Genomic DNA, 17,332 nt, shown 5'->3' with positions numbered 1-17,332 from the left:
CGCGGAGGCTGGAAATCCGCCCCCTCAGCGGCTAGGGTGTCCATCGTTGGAACAGGGGCGGAACGGCCTCGACGACCCGGGCGAAGGTGGAAGGCGGAAGGCGCATGCTGCTGCTCATCGATAACTACGACAGCTTTACCTACAACCTCGTCCATTACCTGGGCGAGCTTGGCGCCGACGTGCAGGTCCGCCGCAACGACGCGCTGACGGTCGATGAGGCGATGGCTCTGCGCCCCGACGGGATCGTGCTGTCTCCCGGCCCCTGCGATCCCGACCGCGCTGGCATCTGCCTTCCCCTGATCGACGCCGCCGCCAAGGCCCGCCTGCCGCTGATGGGCGTCTGCCTCGGCCACCAGTCGATCGGCCAGGCCTTCGGTGGCCGGGTGATCCGCGCGCCGGTTCCCATGCACGGCAAGGTCGACAGCATGCGGCATGAGGGCCGCGGCGTCCTGGCCGGCCTGCCCAGCCCGTTCCGAGCCACCCGCTACCACTCGCTGATCGTCGAGCGCGACACGCTGCCCGCCTGCCTGGAGGTGACCGGCGAGACCGCCGACGGCCTGATCATGGCGCTGGCCCACCGCGAGCTTCCGATCCACGGCGTGCAGTTCCACCCCGAGAGCATCGAGAGCGAGCACGGCCACAAGATCCTGCGGAACTTCCTGGATCTGACCCGTCCCCGGCCGGAAGCCGCGTCCCTGGAGAACGCGGCATGAGCGGCGATCTGTCCGATATGAAGGCCATCCTGGGCAAGGTCGCCACCGGCGCCGCCCTGACCGAGGCCGAGGCCGGCTTCGCCTTCGACATCATCATGTCCGGCAACGCCACCCCGTCGCAGATGGGTGGCTTCCTGATGGCGCTGCGCGTGCGCGGCGAAACGGTGGACGAGATCGCCGGCGCCGCCCGCGTCATGCGCGCCAAGGCGATTCCGGTCGATGCGCCTCCCGGCACCATCGACACCTGCGGCACCGGCGGCGACGGGGCCGGCACCTACAACATCTCCACCGCCGCGGCGCTGGTGGTGTCGTCCTGCGGCGTGCCGGTGGCCAAGCACGGCAACCGCGCCATCTCGTCGAAATCCGGTGCCGCCGACGTGCTCGGCTCGCTGGGCGTCAACCTGGACTGCGACTTCGCGCTGGTGCGCAAGGCGCTGTGGGATGCCGGCATCGCCTTCCTGATGGCGCCGCGCCACCACCTCGCCATGCGCAACGTCGGCCCGACCCGCGTCGAACTCGGCACCCGCACCGTCTTCAACCTGCTGGGCCCGCTTGCCAACCCGGCGACCGCCCGGCGGCAGGTGCTGGGCGTCTTCTCCAGGCAGTGGGTGGAGCCGCTGGCCCATGTGCTGCAACGGCTCGGTTCGGAAAGTGCCTGGGTCGTCCATGGCTCCGACGGGCTGGACGAGATCACCACCACCGGCCCCACCACCGTCGCCCAGTTGAAGGACGGCGAGGTGACGGTGTTCGAGGTGACGCCGGAGGATGCCGGCCTGCCCCGCGCCCGGATCGAGGACCTGAAGGGCGGCGACGCCCAGGTCAACGCCGAGGCGATCCACGCCCTGTTCGACGGGGTGCGCAGCCCCTATCGCGACATCGTGCTGCTGAACGCCGCCGCCGCCCTGCTGGTGGCCGGCAAGGCCGCGACGCTGAAGGAGGGTGTCGCCATGGCCGCCGACGCCATCGACAGCGGCGGCGCCCGCGACCGCCTGCGCCGGCTGGTCGCCATCACCAACGAGGCGGTGGCCTGATGAGCGACGTTCTGACCCGCATCAACGACGACAAGCGCGCGCTGGTCGCCTCCCGCAAGGCCGCCCGCCCGCTGTCGGAGGTGGAGGCCGCGGCCAAGGCCGCAAACGCAACCAACCCGCCGCGCGGCTTCATCCGGGCGCTTGGCGCCGCGGTGGAGGCCGGGCGCTACGGCCTGATCGCCGAGATCAAGAAGGCCAGCCCGTCCAAGGGCCTGATCCGCGCCGACTTCGACCCGCCGGCCCTGGCCCGCGCCTATCGCGACGGCGGGGCCAGCTGCCTCTCGGTGCTGACCGACGAGCCCTATTTCCAGGGCAGGGACGAGTATCTGGTCGCCGCCCGCGCCGCCGTCGATCTGCCGGTGCTGCGCAAGGACTTCATGGTCGATCCCTACCAGATCGTCGAGGCCCGCGCGCTGGGTGCCGACTGCATCCTCATCATCATGGCCTCGCTGTCCGACGCCCAGGCGGCGGAGATCGAGGACGCCGCCATCGCCCAGGGGCTGGACGTGCTGGTGGAGGTGCATGACCGCGCCGAGTTGGACCGCGCGCTGCTGCTGAAGACGCCGTTGCTGGGCGTCAACAACCGCAACCTCAAGACGCTCGCCGTCGATATCGCGACGACGGAGGAGTTGGCGGCCAACGTGCCGGCCGACCGCATGCTGGTGGCGGAAAGCGGGCTCTACACCCCCGCCGATCTGGCGCGCATGGCGAAGGTCGGGGCGCGCTGCTTCCTCGTCGGCGAATCGCTGATGCGGCAGGCCGACGTGACCACGGCCACCCGCGCCCTGCTGGCTCCGGTCTAAGCCCATGCCGGACATCACCATCGCCGCGGAAAGCCCGCGCCAGGATCAGGTCATCGCGCTGGTCGCCGCGCTGGACCGCTATCTGCTGGAGCTCTATCCGGCCGACACCTGCCACCTCCTCGACATCGCGGAGCTGGAGGCGCCGGACTTGCGCTTCTTCGTCGCCCGCAAGGACGGCGTTCCGGTCGGCTGTGCCGCGCTGCGCGTCGATCCCTCGGGCTATGGCGAGGTCAAGCGCATGTTCGTTGATCCCGCCGCCCGTGGCCATCGCATCGGCGACCGGCTGCTCGCCCGGTTGGAGGAGCAGGCGCGGGCGGAAGGGCTGACCGCCTTGCTGCTCGAATCCGGCATCCACCAGCACGAGGCGCTGGGGCTCTACCGCAAGGCCGGCTTCACCGACCGCGGCCCCTACGCCTGTTACGAAGAGAACGGCGTCAGCGTCTTCATGGAGAAACCCCTGCGGGAGACCGTCGCATGAGCGGCTTCACCCATTTCGACGCCGAGGGCAAGGCGGTGATGGTCGATGTCTCCGACAAGGCGGACACCGAACGCACCGCCACCGCTGTCGCCACCGTGCTGATGCAGCCGGAAACCCTGGCGCTCATCATGCAGGGCGGGGTGAAGAAGGGCGACGTTCTGTCGGTCGCCCGGCTGGCCGGCATCATGGGGGCCAAGCGCACGCCGGACCTGATCCCGCTGTGCCATCCGCTGATGCTGACCTCCGTCAAGGTCGACCTCTCCTGCGACCCGGCGCGCAATGCGGTGGACGTCACCGCCACCTGCAAGCTGAAGGGCCAGACCGGCGTGGAGATGGAGGCGCTGACCGCCGTCACCATTGCCGCCCTGACCGTCTACGACATGTGCAAGGCGGTTGACCGCGGCATGACCGTCACCGACGTCCGCCTGCTGCACAAGGCCGGCGGCAAGAGCGGCGAATGGGGCACTGCCGCTACCACGCCGTCGGCTGGGGCCTGACGCCATGATCTCCGTCGCAGAGGCGCGCGCCCGCATCCTGTCGGCCTTCGCCCCTCTGCCGGCGGAGGTGGTCGCCCTGCCCGACGCGCTCGGCCGCGTGCTGGCCGAACCGGTGGTCGCCCGGCTGACCCAGCCCCCCTTCCACGCCGCCGCCATGGATGGCTGGGCGGTCCGCTCCGCCGACATCGCCGCAGCCACGGCGGAAACCCCCGTCACCCTGCGCCGCATCGGCGAATCCTCCGCCGGCCATGCCTTCGGCGGCAGCGTCGGTCCGGGCGAAGCGGTGCGCATCTTCACCGGCGCCCCTCTGCCAGATGGCGCCGACGCCGTGGTGATGCAGGAGGATTGCAGCGCCGACAACGCGACGGTTCGCATCGGCCGCGCCGTCCCCGCCGGGCGCTTCGTCCGTCAGGCCGGCTTCGATTTCGCCCTTGGCGAGGAACTCCTGCCGAAGGGCCGTCGTTTGACCGCGCGCGACATCGCGCTGGCAGCCGGCGGCAACGTGCCCTGGCTGTCGGTCCATCGCCGGCCGCGCATCGCCGTCCTCGCCACCGGCGACGAGATCGCCCTGCCGGGCGATCCGTTGGGGCCGAGCCAGATCGTCAGCACCAACGCGCTCGGCCTCTGCGCGCTCGTCACCGCCCAGGGCGGGCTCGCCCACAATCTTGGCGTCGCGAAGGACACGCCCGACAGCGTCGCCGCCATGGCGAAAGGTGCCGTCGGCTGCGACCTGCTGGTCACCACCGGCGGTGCCGCCCATGGCGACTACGACCTCGTGCGGGACGTTCTCGCCGACCGGGGGGTGGCGCTGGAGGTTCAGACCGTGGCGATGCGGCCGGGCAAGGCGCTGATGTTCGGCCGGGCCGGCGGGGTGCCGCTGCTCGGCCTGCCCGGAAATCCTGTATCGACGGGCGTCACCGCCGTCCTGTTTCTGCGCCCGGTTCTGCGCCTGCTGCAGGGGCTGCCGCCAGAGGACGACCGGCCGCCGCTGCGCGCCCGGCTGACCGTCGCGCTGAAGGCCAACGACCGCCGCGAGGAGTATCTGCGCGCCACCCTGGCTTCCGGACCGGACGGCGTCCTCACCGCCACGCCCTTCGCCCGGCAGGACAGCGCCATCACCACGCTCTACGCCCAGGCCGACTGCCTGATCCCACGCCCGCCCAACGCCGACCCGGAGCCGGCCGGCGCCATGGTGACCGTGCTCCCTTTGACCGATGGAGCGCTCAGCATCTAGACTTGAACACAGCGTTTGGACGGCGGGTTGAACAGTTGAACATCACCCGGAAAACTGTTTCACGGCGTTCCGAATGTTCCACTCAAGTTCTAAAAGAAGCCGATGGGGGGCTTGACGGACGGCAGGAACCAAACTAGAACATGGAGCAACGTTTAGTTTTTGTTCCATCTTCAGTCTGGCGACGGCCGGGAGGCATCCATGCTCACGCGCAAGCAGCACGAATTGCTGCTGTTCATCCACGAACGGCTCGGCCAGGGCGGTGTCTCGCCGTCGTTCGACGAGATGAAGGACGCCCTGGGGCTGAAGTCCAAGTCGGGCATCCACCGCCTCATCACCGGCCTCGAAGAGCGCGGCTTCATCCGCCGCCTGCCCCACCGCGCCCGCGCGCTGGAGGTTCTCCGCCTGCCGGAAGGCCTGGACGCCGCCCGCTCCCGCACCGCGCCCAAGCCGAAATTCCAGCCCAACGTCATCAAGGGCGACTTCGCCTTCGCCGGCCGCGACACCGCTCCGCCCGCGCCCACCCCGGCAGCGGCGAACGAGACGGTGCAGCTTCCGCTCTATGGCCGCATCGCCGCCGGCACGCCGATCGAGGCTCTGCGCGACAACAGCGCCTTCGTCGACATCCCCGCCTCGATGCTGACCGCCGGCGATCATTACGCGCTGGAAGTCTCCGGCGATTCGATGGTGGAGGCCGGCATCCTCGACCACGACACCGTCATCATCCAGCGCTGCGATGCGGCGGAGAACGGCACCATCGTCGTGGCCTTGGTCGACGAAGGCGAGGTGACGCTGAAGCGCCTGCGCCGCAAGGGCAACACCATCGCCCTGGAACCCGCCAACGCCGCCTACGAAACCCGCATCTTCGGCGCCGACCGCGTCCGCGTGCAGGGCAAGCTGGTCGGTCTGGTGCGGAAGTACTGAGGCCCTTTCGCCCCCCTCCCCGACCCTCCCCCGCTCTCGGCCGGCCGAAGGCTGGTCCGATCGCGGGAGAGGGAGTGAGCGGCAGATCAGCGGAGTTCCCTCTCCCGCAAAGCGGGGGAGGGTTAGGGTGGGGGCAACAGCACTCCCCACGCCCCTCACCTCCCCCCGGTCCAGGGCCGCTCTCCCCGCAGCCCCCGCACCGTCTCCACCTCTATTCCCGCCGCGGTCACCCTCAGCGCATGCGCCCCCTCGTGCCGCAGCGCCCAACGGTCGATCGCGACCCCGGCCCGGCATCCCCGCGCCACCGCCGTCGTCACCACCGCATCGGCCGCCCCGCAATCCTCGTCCAGCGCATCCGGCAACCGCGGAAGGGCGACAGTCCTTCCCTTGACCCGGTACAGACACCCCAGCGCATCGCAGCTCAGCGACCGCTCTCCCTCGCTCCACCCCCCCGCCGCCGGCCAAGGATCGGCTCCCGAGCGCTCGCCATCGCGCTCCCGCCATGTCTCGATCACGCGGCCCCCGGTCTTGCCCGAGGCGCTGAGGCGACCATCCGGCATCCTCACCGCCATCACGCTCCCGTCCCCCGCGACCAGCACGTCCGGCCGCGTCACGAACGCCGGCGAAGCCAGCCCTGCCAGGACCGGCAGCAGCCCCAGCCAGCGCCACCACCGGGTCCAGACGCACAGCCAGATGCCGCCCAGCACCAACGCCACGAACCCCTCCACCGGCATCGCCGGCATGGTCAGGGAGGCCCCGGGGAGACGGCCGAAGAACTCCGCGGTCCAGATCACCGCCCGGTCGCCCCAGTTCATCGCGATCAGCGCCGGCGCCTCCAGCCCGAAGGGCATCAGGGCGTAGGCGATCAAGCTCCACGGCATGACCCAGAACGAGGTGATCGGAATGGCGATCAGGTTGGACAGCACGCCGTAAAAGGCGATCTGCTGAAAATGGAAGAGCGCAAAGGGCAGCGTCGCCAGCGTTGCCACCACGCTGGTCAGCAGTATCCCGCCGACATAGAGCAGACCACGCAGAAACCATCCCGCCTCGCTGCGCCATTTCGCCAGCCGCGAACTGCCGCGCTCGAAGGCGGCGATCAGCGCCACCACCGCCGCGAAGGACATCTGGAAGCTGGGGCCGAGCATCCCCTCCGGATCCATGGCGATGGTCACCAGCCCGGCGAAGGCGACCAGCCGCATGCTCAGCGGGTGGCGGTCCAGCATGATCGCGCCCATCACCATGCCGGTCATCAACACCGACCGTACGGTCGGCAGCGGCGCCCCGACCAGCAGCGTATAGGCCAAGGCCGACAGGATGCCGAACAGCGCGGCGATCTTCTTGATCGGCCAACGCAAGGCGATGGCGGGCACCAGCGCCAGCAAGGCCCTGACCACATAGAACAGAATGCCGGCGGCAATGCCCACATGCAGGCCGGAGATCGACAGCAGATGCGCCAGCCCGCTGTTGCGGAAATCCTCCAGCGTCCCGTCCGGGATGCCGAACTGCTCCCCATTCAGCAAAGCCGTGGTGACCCTCGCCTCCACCGGATCGTCGATGGTGGCAGCCACCCGCTCGGCGATCGCGCCGCGCACCCGCTCAAAGGCCACCGTCACCACTTGCCAGCCCGTGACCGGCGGGGCCTCGACCAGTTCCACCGCACCGGTGGCGAAACCGGTCCCACCCAGCCCCATGAACCAGGCCCGCCGCTGAAAGTCGAAGGCGCCCGGCTCGGCCGGCGCCTGGGGCGGCAGCAGCGTGGCACGCAGCCGCACCACCGATCCCGGATCGGGCGCCGCATGGCGGTCCGGCAGGCGGATACGCAACGCGGCCGGCGTCTGCTCAGGCGGTAGCCGGCTGACCGTCGGTTCCCGCACCGTGATGCGGGTGGCACCTGGTCGCCGTTCCACCGCCATCACGCGGCCGGTAATGGTCGCACCGGTGACGACGCGCGTCAGCACCGGCGCCGCCACCCATGCGCTGTGCCCCTGCGCCACCAGGAACCCCGCCGCCACCATCAGCAGCGCCATCGCCGCGCCGAACAGCGCGAACCAGCGCCGCAGGACCAGCAGCAGCGCGGCACACCCGCCGCAAGCCGCAGGCCCGATCCACCAGTCCGGCTCCCGCATCAGCCCGAAATACAGCGACACGCCCGCCCCGAAGGCGACGGGAAGCCACAGAACCCAGCGGTCCCCCTCCGCCTCCGCCAGGGCCGCGAGTCGCCTCCCGATGCGGAACCACAGGCGTCGCCACCGCCCACCGGCCCCGACCGGACCCTCCGTCTCCTCCTCGGGCCAGCCGGCGACCGTCACCGCTGACGGCTTTCCGGCGCAGGGATGCCGCCCGCGTACTCCTCAACGACCGTCCATGCGCGCATCGCATTGCCTCCCAACCCGGTGGCTGTGTTAAACCTCGGTGTCGAACCACCGGCGCATCTTACCAGCGCCGAACCGGAAATTGAGAGACCGATGACCGTCGTCACCCGCTTCGCTCCGTCGCCGACCGGCTTTCTGCACATCGGCGGTGGCCGCACCGCCCTGTTCAACTGGCTGTACGCCCGCAACACCGGCGGCAAGTTCCTGCTGCGGATCGAAGACACCGACCGGCAACGTTCGAGCCAAGCGGCGGTCGACGCCATCCTGGACGGTCTGCAGTGGCTGGGTCTGGACTGGGATGGCGACGCGGTCAGCCAGTTCGAGCGCAAGGACCGCCATGCCGAGGTGGCGCACCAGATGCTTGCCGCTGGCAAGGCCTATCGCTGCTACTGCAGCCCGGAAGAACTGGAAGAGATGCGCGCCGCCCAGAAGGCCGCCGGCCAGCCGATGCGCTATGACGGCCGCTGGCGCGACCGCCCCGAGTCCGACGCGCCTGCTGGCGTCGCCCCGGTGATCCGCCTGAAGGCGCCGCAGGAAGGTCAGACCGTCCTGAACGACCTGGTCCAGGGCGAGGTCACGGTGCAGAACGCCCAGTTGGACGACCTGATCCTGCTGCGCGCCGACGGCACGCCGACCTATCTGCTGGCGGTTGTGGTGGACGACCACGACATGAACGTCACCCACGTCATCCGCGGCGACGATCATCTGACCAACACCTTCCGGCAGATCCAGATCTTCAACGCCATGGGCTGGGACCTGCCGCGCTTCGGCCATATCCCGCTGATCCACGGGCCGGACGGCGCCAAGCTGTCCAAGCGTCACGGCGCGCTGGGCGTGGATGCCTACCGCGACATGGGCTATCTGCCGGAAGCCGTTCGCAACTACCTGCTGCGGCTCGGCTGGTCGCACGGTGACGACGAGATCATCTCGACCGAACAGGCGATCGAGTGGTTCAACCTGGAGAGCATCGGCCGCTCGCCCTCGCGCTTCGACTTCGCGAAGCTGGAGAACCTGAACGCCCACTATATGCGTCTGGCCGAGGATTCCCGGCTGGTCGGGCTGATCGCTCCGCGACTGGAGGCCGAACTAGGCCGCAGCCTGACCGACGCAGATCGCGACCTTCTGACGCGGGCGATGAACGGCCTGAAGCAGCGGGCCCGCACGGTCGTCGATCTGGCGCAGAGCGCCCGCTTCTACGTGGCCGCGCAGCCGCTCGGCTATGACGAAAAAGCATCCGCGCTGCTGGACGAAAAGGGCCGCAGCCTGTTGAAGGAACTGGCCGAAGCCTTTGCCGGCGAACCGGATTTCACCGCTGCGGCGCTGGAGGCGCAGGTCCGTGCCTTCGCCGAGGCACGGGGTGAAAAGCTGGGCAAGGTGGCACAGCCGCTGCGCGCCGCGCTGACCGGTTCGACGGTGTCGCCGCCGATCTTCGAGGTGGCCGAACTGCTGGGTCGGGAAGCGACGCTTTCTCGCATCCGCGATGCAGCGGGTGCAGCATAATGGTCATTTCCGTGCGTTGCCATCAGGCTGCCATGGAACTATGCTGCGCCGACGAAAAAAGGGCGTTAAGCCCGACCCTCAACGATAAGGACGTGCCGAGATGACCCAGACTGAGGACGGCAAGGACACCGTTACCCTCATCGACAATAAGACGGGCAAGCAGGTCACGATGCCGATTCTGCACGGCAGCGTCGGGCCGAGCGTGATCGACATCCGCAAGCTCTACGCCGCGACCGGCTATTTCACCTACGATCCGGGCTTCACCTCCACGGGCAGCTGCGAGTCGGGCATCACCTACATCGACGGCGACGAGGGTGTCCTGCTGCACCGCGGCTACGCCATCGACGAGCTGGCCGAGAACTCCACCTTCCCGGAAGTCTGCTTCCTTCTGCTCAACAACCACCTGCCGACCGCGGCAGAGCGCACGGATTTCGAAAATATCCTGCGCCGCCACTCGATGGTGCACGAGCAGCTGACCAAGTTCTACAGCGGCTTCCGCCGTGACGCCCACCCGATGGCGATCATGTGCGGCGTCGTCGGCGCCCTGTCGGCCTTCTACCACGACTCGCTGGACATCAACGATCCGCGGGAGCGCAAGATCGCCGCGCACCGCCTGATCGCCAAGATGCCGACGATCGCGGCGATGGCCTACAAGTATTCGACCGGCCAGCCTTTCATGTATCCGCGCAACGACCTGTCCTACGCGGAGAACTTCCTCTACATGACCTTCGGCACGCCCTGCGAGCCGTACAAGGTCAACCCGATCCTGTCCAAGGCGATGGACAAGATCTTCATCCTGCATGCCGACCACGAGCAGAACGCTTCGACCTCCACCGTCCGTCTGGCCGGTTCGTCGGGCGCCAACCCGTTCGCCTGCATCGCCGCCGGCATCGCCTCGCTGTGGGGTCCGGCCCATGGTGGTGCGAACGAAGCCGTGCTGAAGATGCTGGAGGAGATCGGCTCGGTCGATCGCATCCCCGAGTTCGTCCGCCGCGCCAAGGACAAGAACGACAACTTCCGCCTGATGGGCTTCGGCCACCGGGTCTACAAGAACTACGACCCGCGCGCCCAGGTCATGCGCCAGACCTGCCACGAGGTTCTCGGCGAGCTCGGCATCAAGGACGAGCCGCTGCTGGACATCGCCATGGAGCTGGAGAAGATCGCCCTGTCGGACGAGTACTTCATCGAGAAGAAGCTCTATCCGAACGTCGATTTCTATTCGGGCATCATCCTGAAGGCGATGGGCTTCCCGACCAGCATGTTCACCGTGCTGTTCGCGCTGGCCCGCACCGTCGGCTGGATCAGCCAGTGGAAGGAGATGATCGAGGACCCGGTGCAGAAGATCGGCCGCCCGCGTCAGCTCTACACCGGCGACACCAAGCGGCCGTTCGTGCCGCTGGCCGAGCGTGGCTAACCGGCCAACAGCACATGTGGGAATGGGCGGCTCCAACGGAGCCGCCCAGGACCCGACTGCGTACATCGTTCCGGCCCGGCGCGTGCGCCTGCGCTCGCCGGCCAACGACAACCGGGCACCGCTTGGCTGGCGGGTGCGCCGGATGATCGTCTATCTGCTGATCGTGGCCCTGGTCGCCGGGATCGTGTTCGTCTAAGGCAATCGCTCAACTCCCGCTTTCAAGCGCGAAGTCCTCGTCGATCCAGCCCGTCACGCCGCCGATCATCAGTTTGACCGGCCGCCCGATCCGCGCCAACCGCAGGGCCGCGCGATCCGCACCGTTGCAGTGCGGGCCGGCGCAATAGACGACGAACAGCGTGCCCTCCGGCCACTCCATCATCCGCCGTTCGGTGATCTTGCCATGCGGCAGGTTCAGCGCCCCCGGCACATGCCCCCGGGAGAAGGCCGCCGGACCGCGCACGTCGAGCAGGACGAAGTCGGGCGTCCCAGACTTCAGCGATTCATGCACATCCCAGCAATCGGTCTCAAACGACAGCTTGCGGGCGAAATGGGCGGCGGCATCTTCCGCCGATGCGGCTGGAATTTCGGTGACGAGACTGGCCATGGTGCTCTCCTGATCGTGCTTGGTCGGGATTCGCCCGCATCTTCCCAATCGCCACTTCCGCTGGAAAGTGGCGTGACTGCCAGCTATCGTTCAGATCATGCCAAATGCCATGCCACCGCTTGCCGTAGCCCTCGCCTATGACGGTCTGTGCACCTTCGAGTTCGGCGTGGCCGTCGAGGTGTTCGGTCTTCCACGCCCTGAGCTTGGCCCCGGCTGGTATCGCTTCGCCGTCGCCGCCCTCGATTCCGGCCCATTGCGGGCAGTGGGCGGGATCCGCATCGAGGCCGATGGTGGGCTCGATCTGCTGGACCAAGCCGACATCATCGTCATTCCCGGCTGGCGCGGCGCTCGCGAACCGGTACCTGTCCAACTAACGGAGGCACTGCGCCGGGCCGATGTGCGCGGAGCACGCATTCTCTCGATTTGCTCCGGTGCCTTCGTTCTGGCCGCCGCCGGTCTGCTGACGGGTCGCCGCGCGACCACCCACTGGCGCTATGCCACAACGCTTGGGGAGCTTTATCCCGACATCCGTGTGGTGCCTGACGTTCTCTACGTGGACGAGGGCAACATCCTGACCTCTGCCGGCAGCGCGGCCGGCATCGACCTTTGCCTTCATCTGGTGCGCCGCGATTTCGGACCCGAAGCCGCCAACAGCGTCGCCCGCCGTCTGGTGGTCCAGCCTCACCGCGAGGGAGGGCAGGCTCAGTTCATCGAGGCACCGGTGCCCATCGCCCGTGAGGGAGTCCGTCTGGGACCGCTGCTCGACCATCTGCGGGAAACTCTTGCGGAGGACCACAGCCTGTCAAGCATGGCCTCGCGCGCCGGCATGAGCCTGCGCACCTTCCTGCGACGGTTCCAGGCGCTGACCGGCACCACGCCCGGCGAATGGCTGACGACGGAGCGGCTGAACCGCGCCCGTGATCTGCTGGAACGCGGAACCCTGCCGGTGGAAGAGGTCGCGACCCTCGCCGGCTTCGGCTCCGCGGCCACCTTGCGGCATCATTTCCGCCAGCGTCTGGGGATCAGTCCGGCCACGTACCGGGCGCACTTCCGCCGCGATCCCGCTCCGGTTCCCGGCACAAGCGACGGGGGCGCGGCCGTTGCCGACCACGCCCCTGTCCTGAACCGATGACCGGCCGACCGGTCACTTCGTCTCGATCAGTTCAACCTTGTACCCGTCGGGATCCTCAATGAAGGCGATGACGGTGGTACCGTGCTTCATCGGGCCGGGCGGACGCGGGATCTTGACGCCTTCGGCGGCAAGCTTCTCGCAGGTGCCGTAGATATCGGGAACGCCGAGCGCGATGTGGCCATAGGCGGTGCCAATCTCGTACGGCTCCTTCTGGTCCCAGTTATGGGTCAGTTCCAGGACGGCGGTATCGGACTCCTCGCCATAGCCAACGAAGGCCAAGGTGAAGCGACCGCCCTCATAGTCATTGCGGCGCAGCAGCTTCATGCCGAGCAGACGGGTGTAGAAGTCCAGTGACTTCTCCAGATCCAGCACGCGCAGCATCGTATGCAGCAGACGGAATTCGCTCATGGTCTCTATTCTCCCGCTTGGCGTTTAACTGGGCGGTTGTTCAGCTGTCTTGGAGCGGCGTTCTTGGACGACGTCCAGGATGGTGCGGGCGGCGCGTTCGCTGGGCGGGGTATCCCCCTGCCCCAGCCAGCGAGCCACCTCGGCGACACCGTCGACCTGCGCCTGGCGCGCCGCCGGATCGTCGAGCAAACGCCCCAACTCGGCCGCCAGTCTATCGGGCCGGCAGTCCTGCTGCAGCAATTCCGGGACCAGCATCCGATCGAGCATCAGGTTGACGAGATTGACGTACTTCACCCTGATCAGCCGGCGATAAAGAGCGACGGTGACCGGATTCAGCCGGTAGGCGATTACAGTTGGAAGCCGCGCGAGCGCCAGTTCCAACGCGACGGTGCCCGATGCGGCAAGAGCCGCCTCCGCCGCCGCGAAGGCATCGTACTTCTCGGCGTCCCCTTCCACCAGCAGGGTACGGACCGGCCAGTCGGCGATGGCGGCGGCGACGCGGTCACGCACCGTCGCCACGGTCGGCACGACCGCCACCAGATCGGGATGGCTTGGACGCAACAGGTCCAGCGCCGCGCGAAAGTCGGGCAGCAGGCGCGATACCTCTCCCTTGCGGCTGCCCGGAAGCACGATGACGATCCGCTCGTCCGCCGCGATGCCATGCTGCTCACGGAACGCCGCACCATCGCCTTTCCCCGCACCACCCTCGACGACCGAATGGCCGACGAAGGTGCAGGCAAGCCCCTCCTTCTCGAAGTACGGGGGCTCGAACGGTAGAACCGCGAGGAGATGGTCGTAGATGGCGGCATATTTGGCCGCTCGCTTGGGCTTCCAGGCCCACACCGTGGGCGCCACATAGTGGATCAGCGGGATGGCGGGCTCCGCGGCACGCACCTTCTTCGCCACGCGCACGGTGAAGCCTGGCGAATCGATGCCCACCACGGCGTCGGGGCGCAGCCGGACGATCTCGGCAACCGTCTGGTCGATGCGGCGGATCAGGTTCGGCAAATGCGGCAGCAGTTCGAAGATGCCGAACAGGGTCAGTTCGCCCATGGGAAACAGGCTGACCAGCCCCTCCGCCGTCATCTTCTCGCCGCCGATGCCCACGAAGCGAACCTTGCCGCCGGTCAGCCGCTTCGCCGCCGCCATCAGCCGCGCACCCAGCGCGTCGCCCGACGGCTCGCCGGCGATCAGGAACAGAATCGGGCCGTCATCGGCCACGGACGTAACGCTCATTGCGGAATCTCGATGCCGGTGACGAACAGACCGAGCCGGTCGGCCGTCGCCGCCACCGCTGCACGATCAACCAACAGGCTACCGCCGGCCTCCACCGCGATACCGCGCAGCCCGGCCGCGGCGGCCTTCTCGACCGTCGTGACGCCCATCGTCGGCAGGTCGATGCGACGGTCCTGCTTCGGCTTCTTCACCTTGACCAGAACGCCGCCGGGTCCGGGCCGCGACAGACCGGCACAGCGGTCGAGCATGGCATCTGTGCCTTCGATCGCCTCGACTGCAAGCACGATGCCCTGCTGGACCACCGCCCCCTGCCCGACATCGAGCGCACCCAACGCACGGGCGACCTCCACCGCGCGGGCGATGTCGCGTTCAGCCTCGGCATCCGGGGCGAGACGACCGACCCGGCCGGGCGTGGTCAGCAGATCCTTCAACAGGTCATGCAGGCCGACGACGCGGAAGCCATCCTCCTCCACCTCGCGGACCACGGCGCGCAGCAGCCCATCGTCACCGAGCGCCCTCGTTCCGACGCGGGCAAGGAAGCGGGCGGTGCGCCAATCCGGCATCAGTTCCGTGAAGGACGGTCGCTTCACCGGTCCTGCGAGCACGACCTCTCCCACGCCTTCCTCATGGAGACGGCGCAGGATGCTGCCGGCGGCGCCGAAGCGGCTCCACAAATGCGGGAGCCCCGCGACGGTTTCGGGGTCGGTATGGCCGTCGAAGGCGACGACGAAGACCTCCCGCCCCTGCCCGCGCACCGCGCTGGCGATGCGGGCCGGCAGCGTTCCGCCACCGGCCAGGATCGCCAGCTTGGGACCGGCAGCCTGAAGGGTATCGGCCATCGGCCGGCGGCCTCAGCTCTCGCGCGGTTGGCAGAGGGAGCGCGCTTCCTTGGCACGGATGAAGGACAGCACGTCGGAGATCAGCGCACGCTCGCCGAAGTCGCGACCGACCTCCTCCACCCGCTCGGCAAAGGTCCCCTCCGGTCCGAACAGCATGCGGTAGGCCGCGCGCAGGGCGTGGATGTCGTCCTTCTTGAAGCCGCGCCGTTCAAGCCCGACGAGGTTCAGGCCGGCGAGGCGGGCACGGTCGCCCATCACCAGACCGAAGGGAATCACGTCGTTCTCGACGCCCGACATGCCGCCGATCATGGCGTGCGAGCCGATGCGCACGAACTGGCGCACCGCCGAAAGCCCGCCGATGATGACGTAGTCGCCCAACGTCACATGGCCGCCCAGGGTGGCGTTGTTCGCCATGATCACATGGTCGCCGACGATGCAGTCATGCGCCACATGCGAGCCCATCATGAACAGCCCATCGTCGCCGACGCGCGTTATCATGCCGCCGCCCTCGGTGCCGGGATTCATCGTCACATGCTCGCGGATCTGGTTGCGGGCACCGATGACGAGTTCGGACGGTTCACCATGGAACTTCAGGTCCTGCGGGCGATGGCCGATGGACGCGAAGGGATAGATGACGGTTTCGGCGCCGATGCTGGTGCGCCCGTCGACAGCCACATGCGAAACCAGCCGAACGCCGTCGCCCAGCGTGACGTCGGGGCCGACGACGCAGAAGGGACCGATGTCTACCCTCTCGCCCAGCTTGGCCGCGGGATCGACGATGGCGGACGGATGGATGGTGACGGTCATTTTTCGTCCAGGATCATGGCGGAATAGATGGCTTCGGCGACGAGGACGCCGTTGACCTTGGCCTCGCCCTTGAACTTCCACACGTTGGCGCGCTGGCGCTGCTTGGTCACGTGGATGTGGATGGTGTCGCCGGGGGTGACCGGACGACGGAAGCGCGCCTCGTCCACGGTCATGAAATAGACCAGCTTGCCTTCGGCATCCGGTCCGAGCGTGGCGACCACCAGCACGGCGGAGGTCTGCGCCATCGCCTCGATGATCAGCACCCCGGGCATCACCGGACGCGACGGGAAATGGCCCTGGAAGAAGGGCTCGTTGATCGTGACGTTCTTCACGCCGGTGGCGCCTTCGCCCAGCGTCACATCGATCACCCGGTCGATCATCAGGATCGGGTAGCGATGCGGGATCATCTTCATGATCCGCGTGATGTCGATGTCGTCGATCTTTTTGCTTTGCGCGTTGTTGTCCGCCGTCACGTCCATTGTCCGGCCGCCCGCCTTTCCACCAACCGATAGGGTTCACCATTCCCCGTTCCCGGAGAACGGGCGCCGCCGCCCCAACAGGAAACGCTGGCGCCTTTTGTTTGCTCCGCCTTCTTGCCCCATTTCCGCGGCGACCGCAACCGCCGAACCCGGAAACGCAACAGGGCCGTCACCTTCCCAGTCGGGACGGCGACGGCCCTGCTCAGAAAGGCATTACTGCTTGGGAACGTTCAGCGCAACCTGCGGGAGCTTCTTGTTCACCCGCTCCATCACCGTGTCGGTGACGTCGAGCTGGGTGTCGACCAGAACGAATTGCTGGCGGGCCAGAACGAGGTTCGCGCCGCGCTCGCGCGAGATTTCGGCGACCACATCGACCATCGTCTTGTGAACGACGGCCATTGCTTCGTTCAGGCTCGTCTCCAGTGCCCGCTTGCGGTTCTGGACCGTCTTCTGGACGTCGGCGACCTGCTTTTCGAAATCGCGGCGCTTGGTGGCGAGCGCTTCCGGCGACAGGACGGTCTGCTGCTTGCGCAGTTCGTCTTCGGTCTTGCGGAGCTTGTCTTCCAGCGCGGAAATTTCCTTCTGGTAGGAATCGCGCAGCGATTCGAAGGACTTGGTGATGCCCTTCGACGCGGTGGATTCCTGCATGATCTTCTGGACGTCGATCACCGCGATGACCGGAGCCTTCAGTTCCGCACCGGGAGCCGGAGGCGTGGCCGTGGCCGTGGCCGTGGCCGCCTTGGGGGCTTCGGCCTTCGGCTGGGTTTGGGCCTGGGCCGACGTGGCGGCGAACAGGAGGCCGGCGACCGTGACGGCCGACAGGACGGCGACGCGGAACGGCGCCTTCGACTGGGTGAATTGCAT

The 17,332-nt window shown here is 68.0% G+C and carries 19 protein-coding genes; 11 read left to right on the top strand and 8 right to left on the bottom strand.

The features are described 5' to 3' along the window. The first annotated feature begins 104 nt into the window (after nt 1-104). The 7 genes from ACWPKK_RS04680 (at nt 105) to lexA (ending at nt 5,677) form a co-directional block, all read left to right on the top strand. Nucleotides 105-713 carry an anthranilate synthase component II gene (locus ACWPKK_RS04680; RefSeq protein ID WP_452001382.1) on the top strand — a complete coding sequence of 203 codons (609 nt, stop codon included), beginning with the start codon at nt 105-107 and terminating at the stop codon, nt 711-713. Further along, nucleotides 710-1,744 (top strand): anthranilate phosphoribosyltransferase, encoded by a 1,035-nt coding sequence (gene trpD / locus ACWPKK_RS04675; RefSeq protein ID WP_452001380.1) that lies wholly within the window; start codon nt 710-712, stop codon nt 1,742-1,744. The genes ACWPKK_RS04680 and trpD overlap by 4 nt, the downstream gene beginning before the upstream one ends. After that, nucleotides 1,744-2,547, top strand: coding sequence for an indole-3-glycerol phosphate synthase TrpC (trpC, locus tag ACWPKK_RS04670; RefSeq protein ID WP_452001378.1), 804 nt, complete (start codon nt 1,744-1,746; stop codon nt 2,545-2,547). The genes trpD and trpC overlap by 1 nt, the downstream gene beginning before the upstream one ends. Nucleotides 2,548-2,551: 4 nt before the next feature. Next, nucleotides 2,552-3,025 (top strand): GNAT family N-acetyltransferase, encoded by a 474-nt coding sequence (locus ACWPKK_RS04665; RefSeq protein WP_452001376.1) that lies wholly within the window; start codon nt 2,552-2,554, stop codon nt 3,023-3,025. Further along, complete coding sequence (gene moaC / locus ACWPKK_RS04660) at nt 3,022-3,522, top strand: cyclic pyranopterin monophosphate synthase MoaC (protein ID WP_452001374.1); 501 nt, start codon at nt 3,022-3,024, stop codon at nt 3,520-3,522. The genes ACWPKK_RS04665 and moaC overlap by 4 nt, the downstream gene beginning before the upstream one ends. A gap of 4 nt (nt 3,523-3,526) precedes the next feature. Next, the gene (locus tag ACWPKK_RS04655) at nt 3,527-4,756 is read left to right on the top strand and encodes a molybdopterin molybdotransferase MoeA (RefSeq protein ID WP_452001373.1); all 1,230 of its coding nucleotides are present in this window, start codon (nt 3,527-3,529) and stop codon (nt 4,754-4,756) included. 198 nt (nt 4,757-4,954) lie between these two features. Continuing rightward, nucleotides 4,955-5,677 carry a transcriptional repressor LexA gene (gene lexA, locus ACWPKK_RS04650; protein ID WP_452001371.1) on the top strand — a complete coding sequence of 241 codons (723 nt, stop codon included), beginning with the start codon at nt 4,955-4,957 and terminating at the stop codon, nt 5,675-5,677. Nucleotides 5,678-5,832: 155 nt separating this feature from the next. On the opposite strand, the gene ACWPKK_RS04645 is transcribed toward lexA, so the two are convergent. Continuing rightward, a complete protein-coding gene (locus tag ACWPKK_RS04645) occupies nt 5,833-7,986 on the bottom strand; it encodes a ComEC/Rec2 family competence protein (protein ID WP_452001369.1) in 2,154 nt (717 codons plus the stop codon). A 156-nt stretch (nt 7,987-8,142) separates the two neighbouring features. On the opposite strand from ACWPKK_RS04645, the gene gltX reads away from it, so the two are divergent. The 3 genes from gltX (at nt 8,143) to ACWPKK_RS04630 (ending at nt 11,159) form a co-directional block, all read left to right on the top strand. Further along, the gene (gltX, locus tag ACWPKK_RS04640; protein ID WP_452001368.1) at nt 8,143-9,549 is read left to right on the top strand and encodes a glutamate--tRNA ligase; all 1,407 of its coding nucleotides are present in this window, start codon (nt 8,143-8,145) and stop codon (nt 9,547-9,549) included. 100 nt (nt 9,550-9,649) lie between these two features. Continuing rightward, a complete protein-coding gene (gene gltA / locus ACWPKK_RS04635; RefSeq protein ID WP_324870183.1) occupies nt 9,650-10,963 on the top strand; it encodes a citrate synthase in 1,314 nt (437 codons plus the stop codon). 22 nt (nt 10,964-10,985) lie between these two features. Next, nucleotides 10,986-11,159, top strand: a complete 174-nt coding sequence (locus ACWPKK_RS04630; RefSeq protein ID WP_324870184.1) for a hypothetical protein — start codon at nt 10,986-10,988, stop codon at nt 11,157-11,159. A 9-nt stretch (nt 11,160-11,168) separates the two neighbouring features. Here ACWPKK_RS04630 and ACWPKK_RS04625 read toward each other — a convergent pair whose 3' ends face one another. Then, nucleotides 11,169-11,567 (bottom strand): rhodanese-like domain-containing protein, encoded by a 399-nt coding sequence (locus ACWPKK_RS04625; protein ID WP_452001365.1) that lies wholly within the window; start codon nt 11,565-11,567, stop codon nt 11,169-11,171. Nucleotides 11,568-11,676: 109 nt separating this feature from the next. On the opposite strand from ACWPKK_RS04625, the gene ftrA reads away from it, so the two are divergent. Beyond that, complete coding sequence (gene ftrA / locus ACWPKK_RS04620) at nt 11,677-12,699, top strand: transcriptional regulator FtrA (RefSeq protein ID WP_452001364.1); 1,023 nt, start codon at nt 11,677-11,679, stop codon at nt 12,697-12,699. A gap of 12 nt (nt 12,700-12,711) precedes the next feature. Here the strand turns inward: ftrA and gloA are convergent, their stop codons facing one another. The 6 genes from gloA to ACWPKK_RS04590 form a co-directional block, all read right to left on the bottom strand. After that, on the bottom strand, nt 12,712-13,107 hold the full coding sequence (gene gloA, locus ACWPKK_RS04615; RefSeq protein WP_111066033.1) for a lactoylglutathione lyase: 396 nt from the start codon (nt 13,105-13,107) through the stop codon (nt 12,712-12,714). 24 nt (nt 13,108-13,131) lie between these two features. Then, nucleotides 13,132-14,343: a lipid-A-disaccharide synthase gene (gene lpxB, locus ACWPKK_RS04610; protein WP_452001362.1), complete on the bottom strand. Its 1,212-nt coding sequence runs from the start codon at nt 14,341-14,343 to the stop codon at nt 13,132-13,134. Further along, nucleotides 14,340-15,182 carry an LpxI family protein gene (locus ACWPKK_RS04605; protein ID WP_452001360.1) on the bottom strand — a complete coding sequence of 281 codons (843 nt, stop codon included), beginning with the start codon at nt 15,180-15,182 and terminating at the stop codon, nt 14,340-14,342. Before ACWPKK_RS04605 ends, lpxB begins: the two co-directional genes overlap by 4 nt. A gap of 12 nt (nt 15,183-15,194) precedes the next feature. Further along, the gene (lpxA, locus tag ACWPKK_RS04600; RefSeq protein WP_452001359.1) at nt 15,195-15,989 is read right to left on the bottom strand and encodes an acyl-ACP--UDP-N-acetylglucosamine O-acyltransferase; all 795 of its coding nucleotides are present in this window, start codon (nt 15,987-15,989) and stop codon (nt 15,195-15,197) included. Further along, nucleotides 15,986-16,468 (bottom strand): 3-hydroxyacyl-ACP dehydratase FabZ, encoded by a 483-nt coding sequence (fabZ, locus tag ACWPKK_RS04595; RefSeq protein ID WP_310114073.1) that lies wholly within the window; start codon nt 16,466-16,468, stop codon nt 15,986-15,988. Before fabZ ends, lpxA begins: the two co-directional genes overlap by 4 nt. Nucleotides 16,469-16,681: 213 nt before the next feature. After that, nucleotides 16,682-17,332 carry an OmpH family outer membrane protein gene (locus tag ACWPKK_RS04590; protein ID WP_324870190.1) on the bottom strand — a complete coding sequence of 217 codons (651 nt, stop codon included), beginning with the start codon at nt 17,330-17,332 and terminating at the stop codon, nt 16,682-16,684.

It is taken from the genome of Azospirillum largimobile, assembly GCF_977007025.2.
This window is presented reverse-complemented; position numbering and strand designations above follow the sequence as displayed.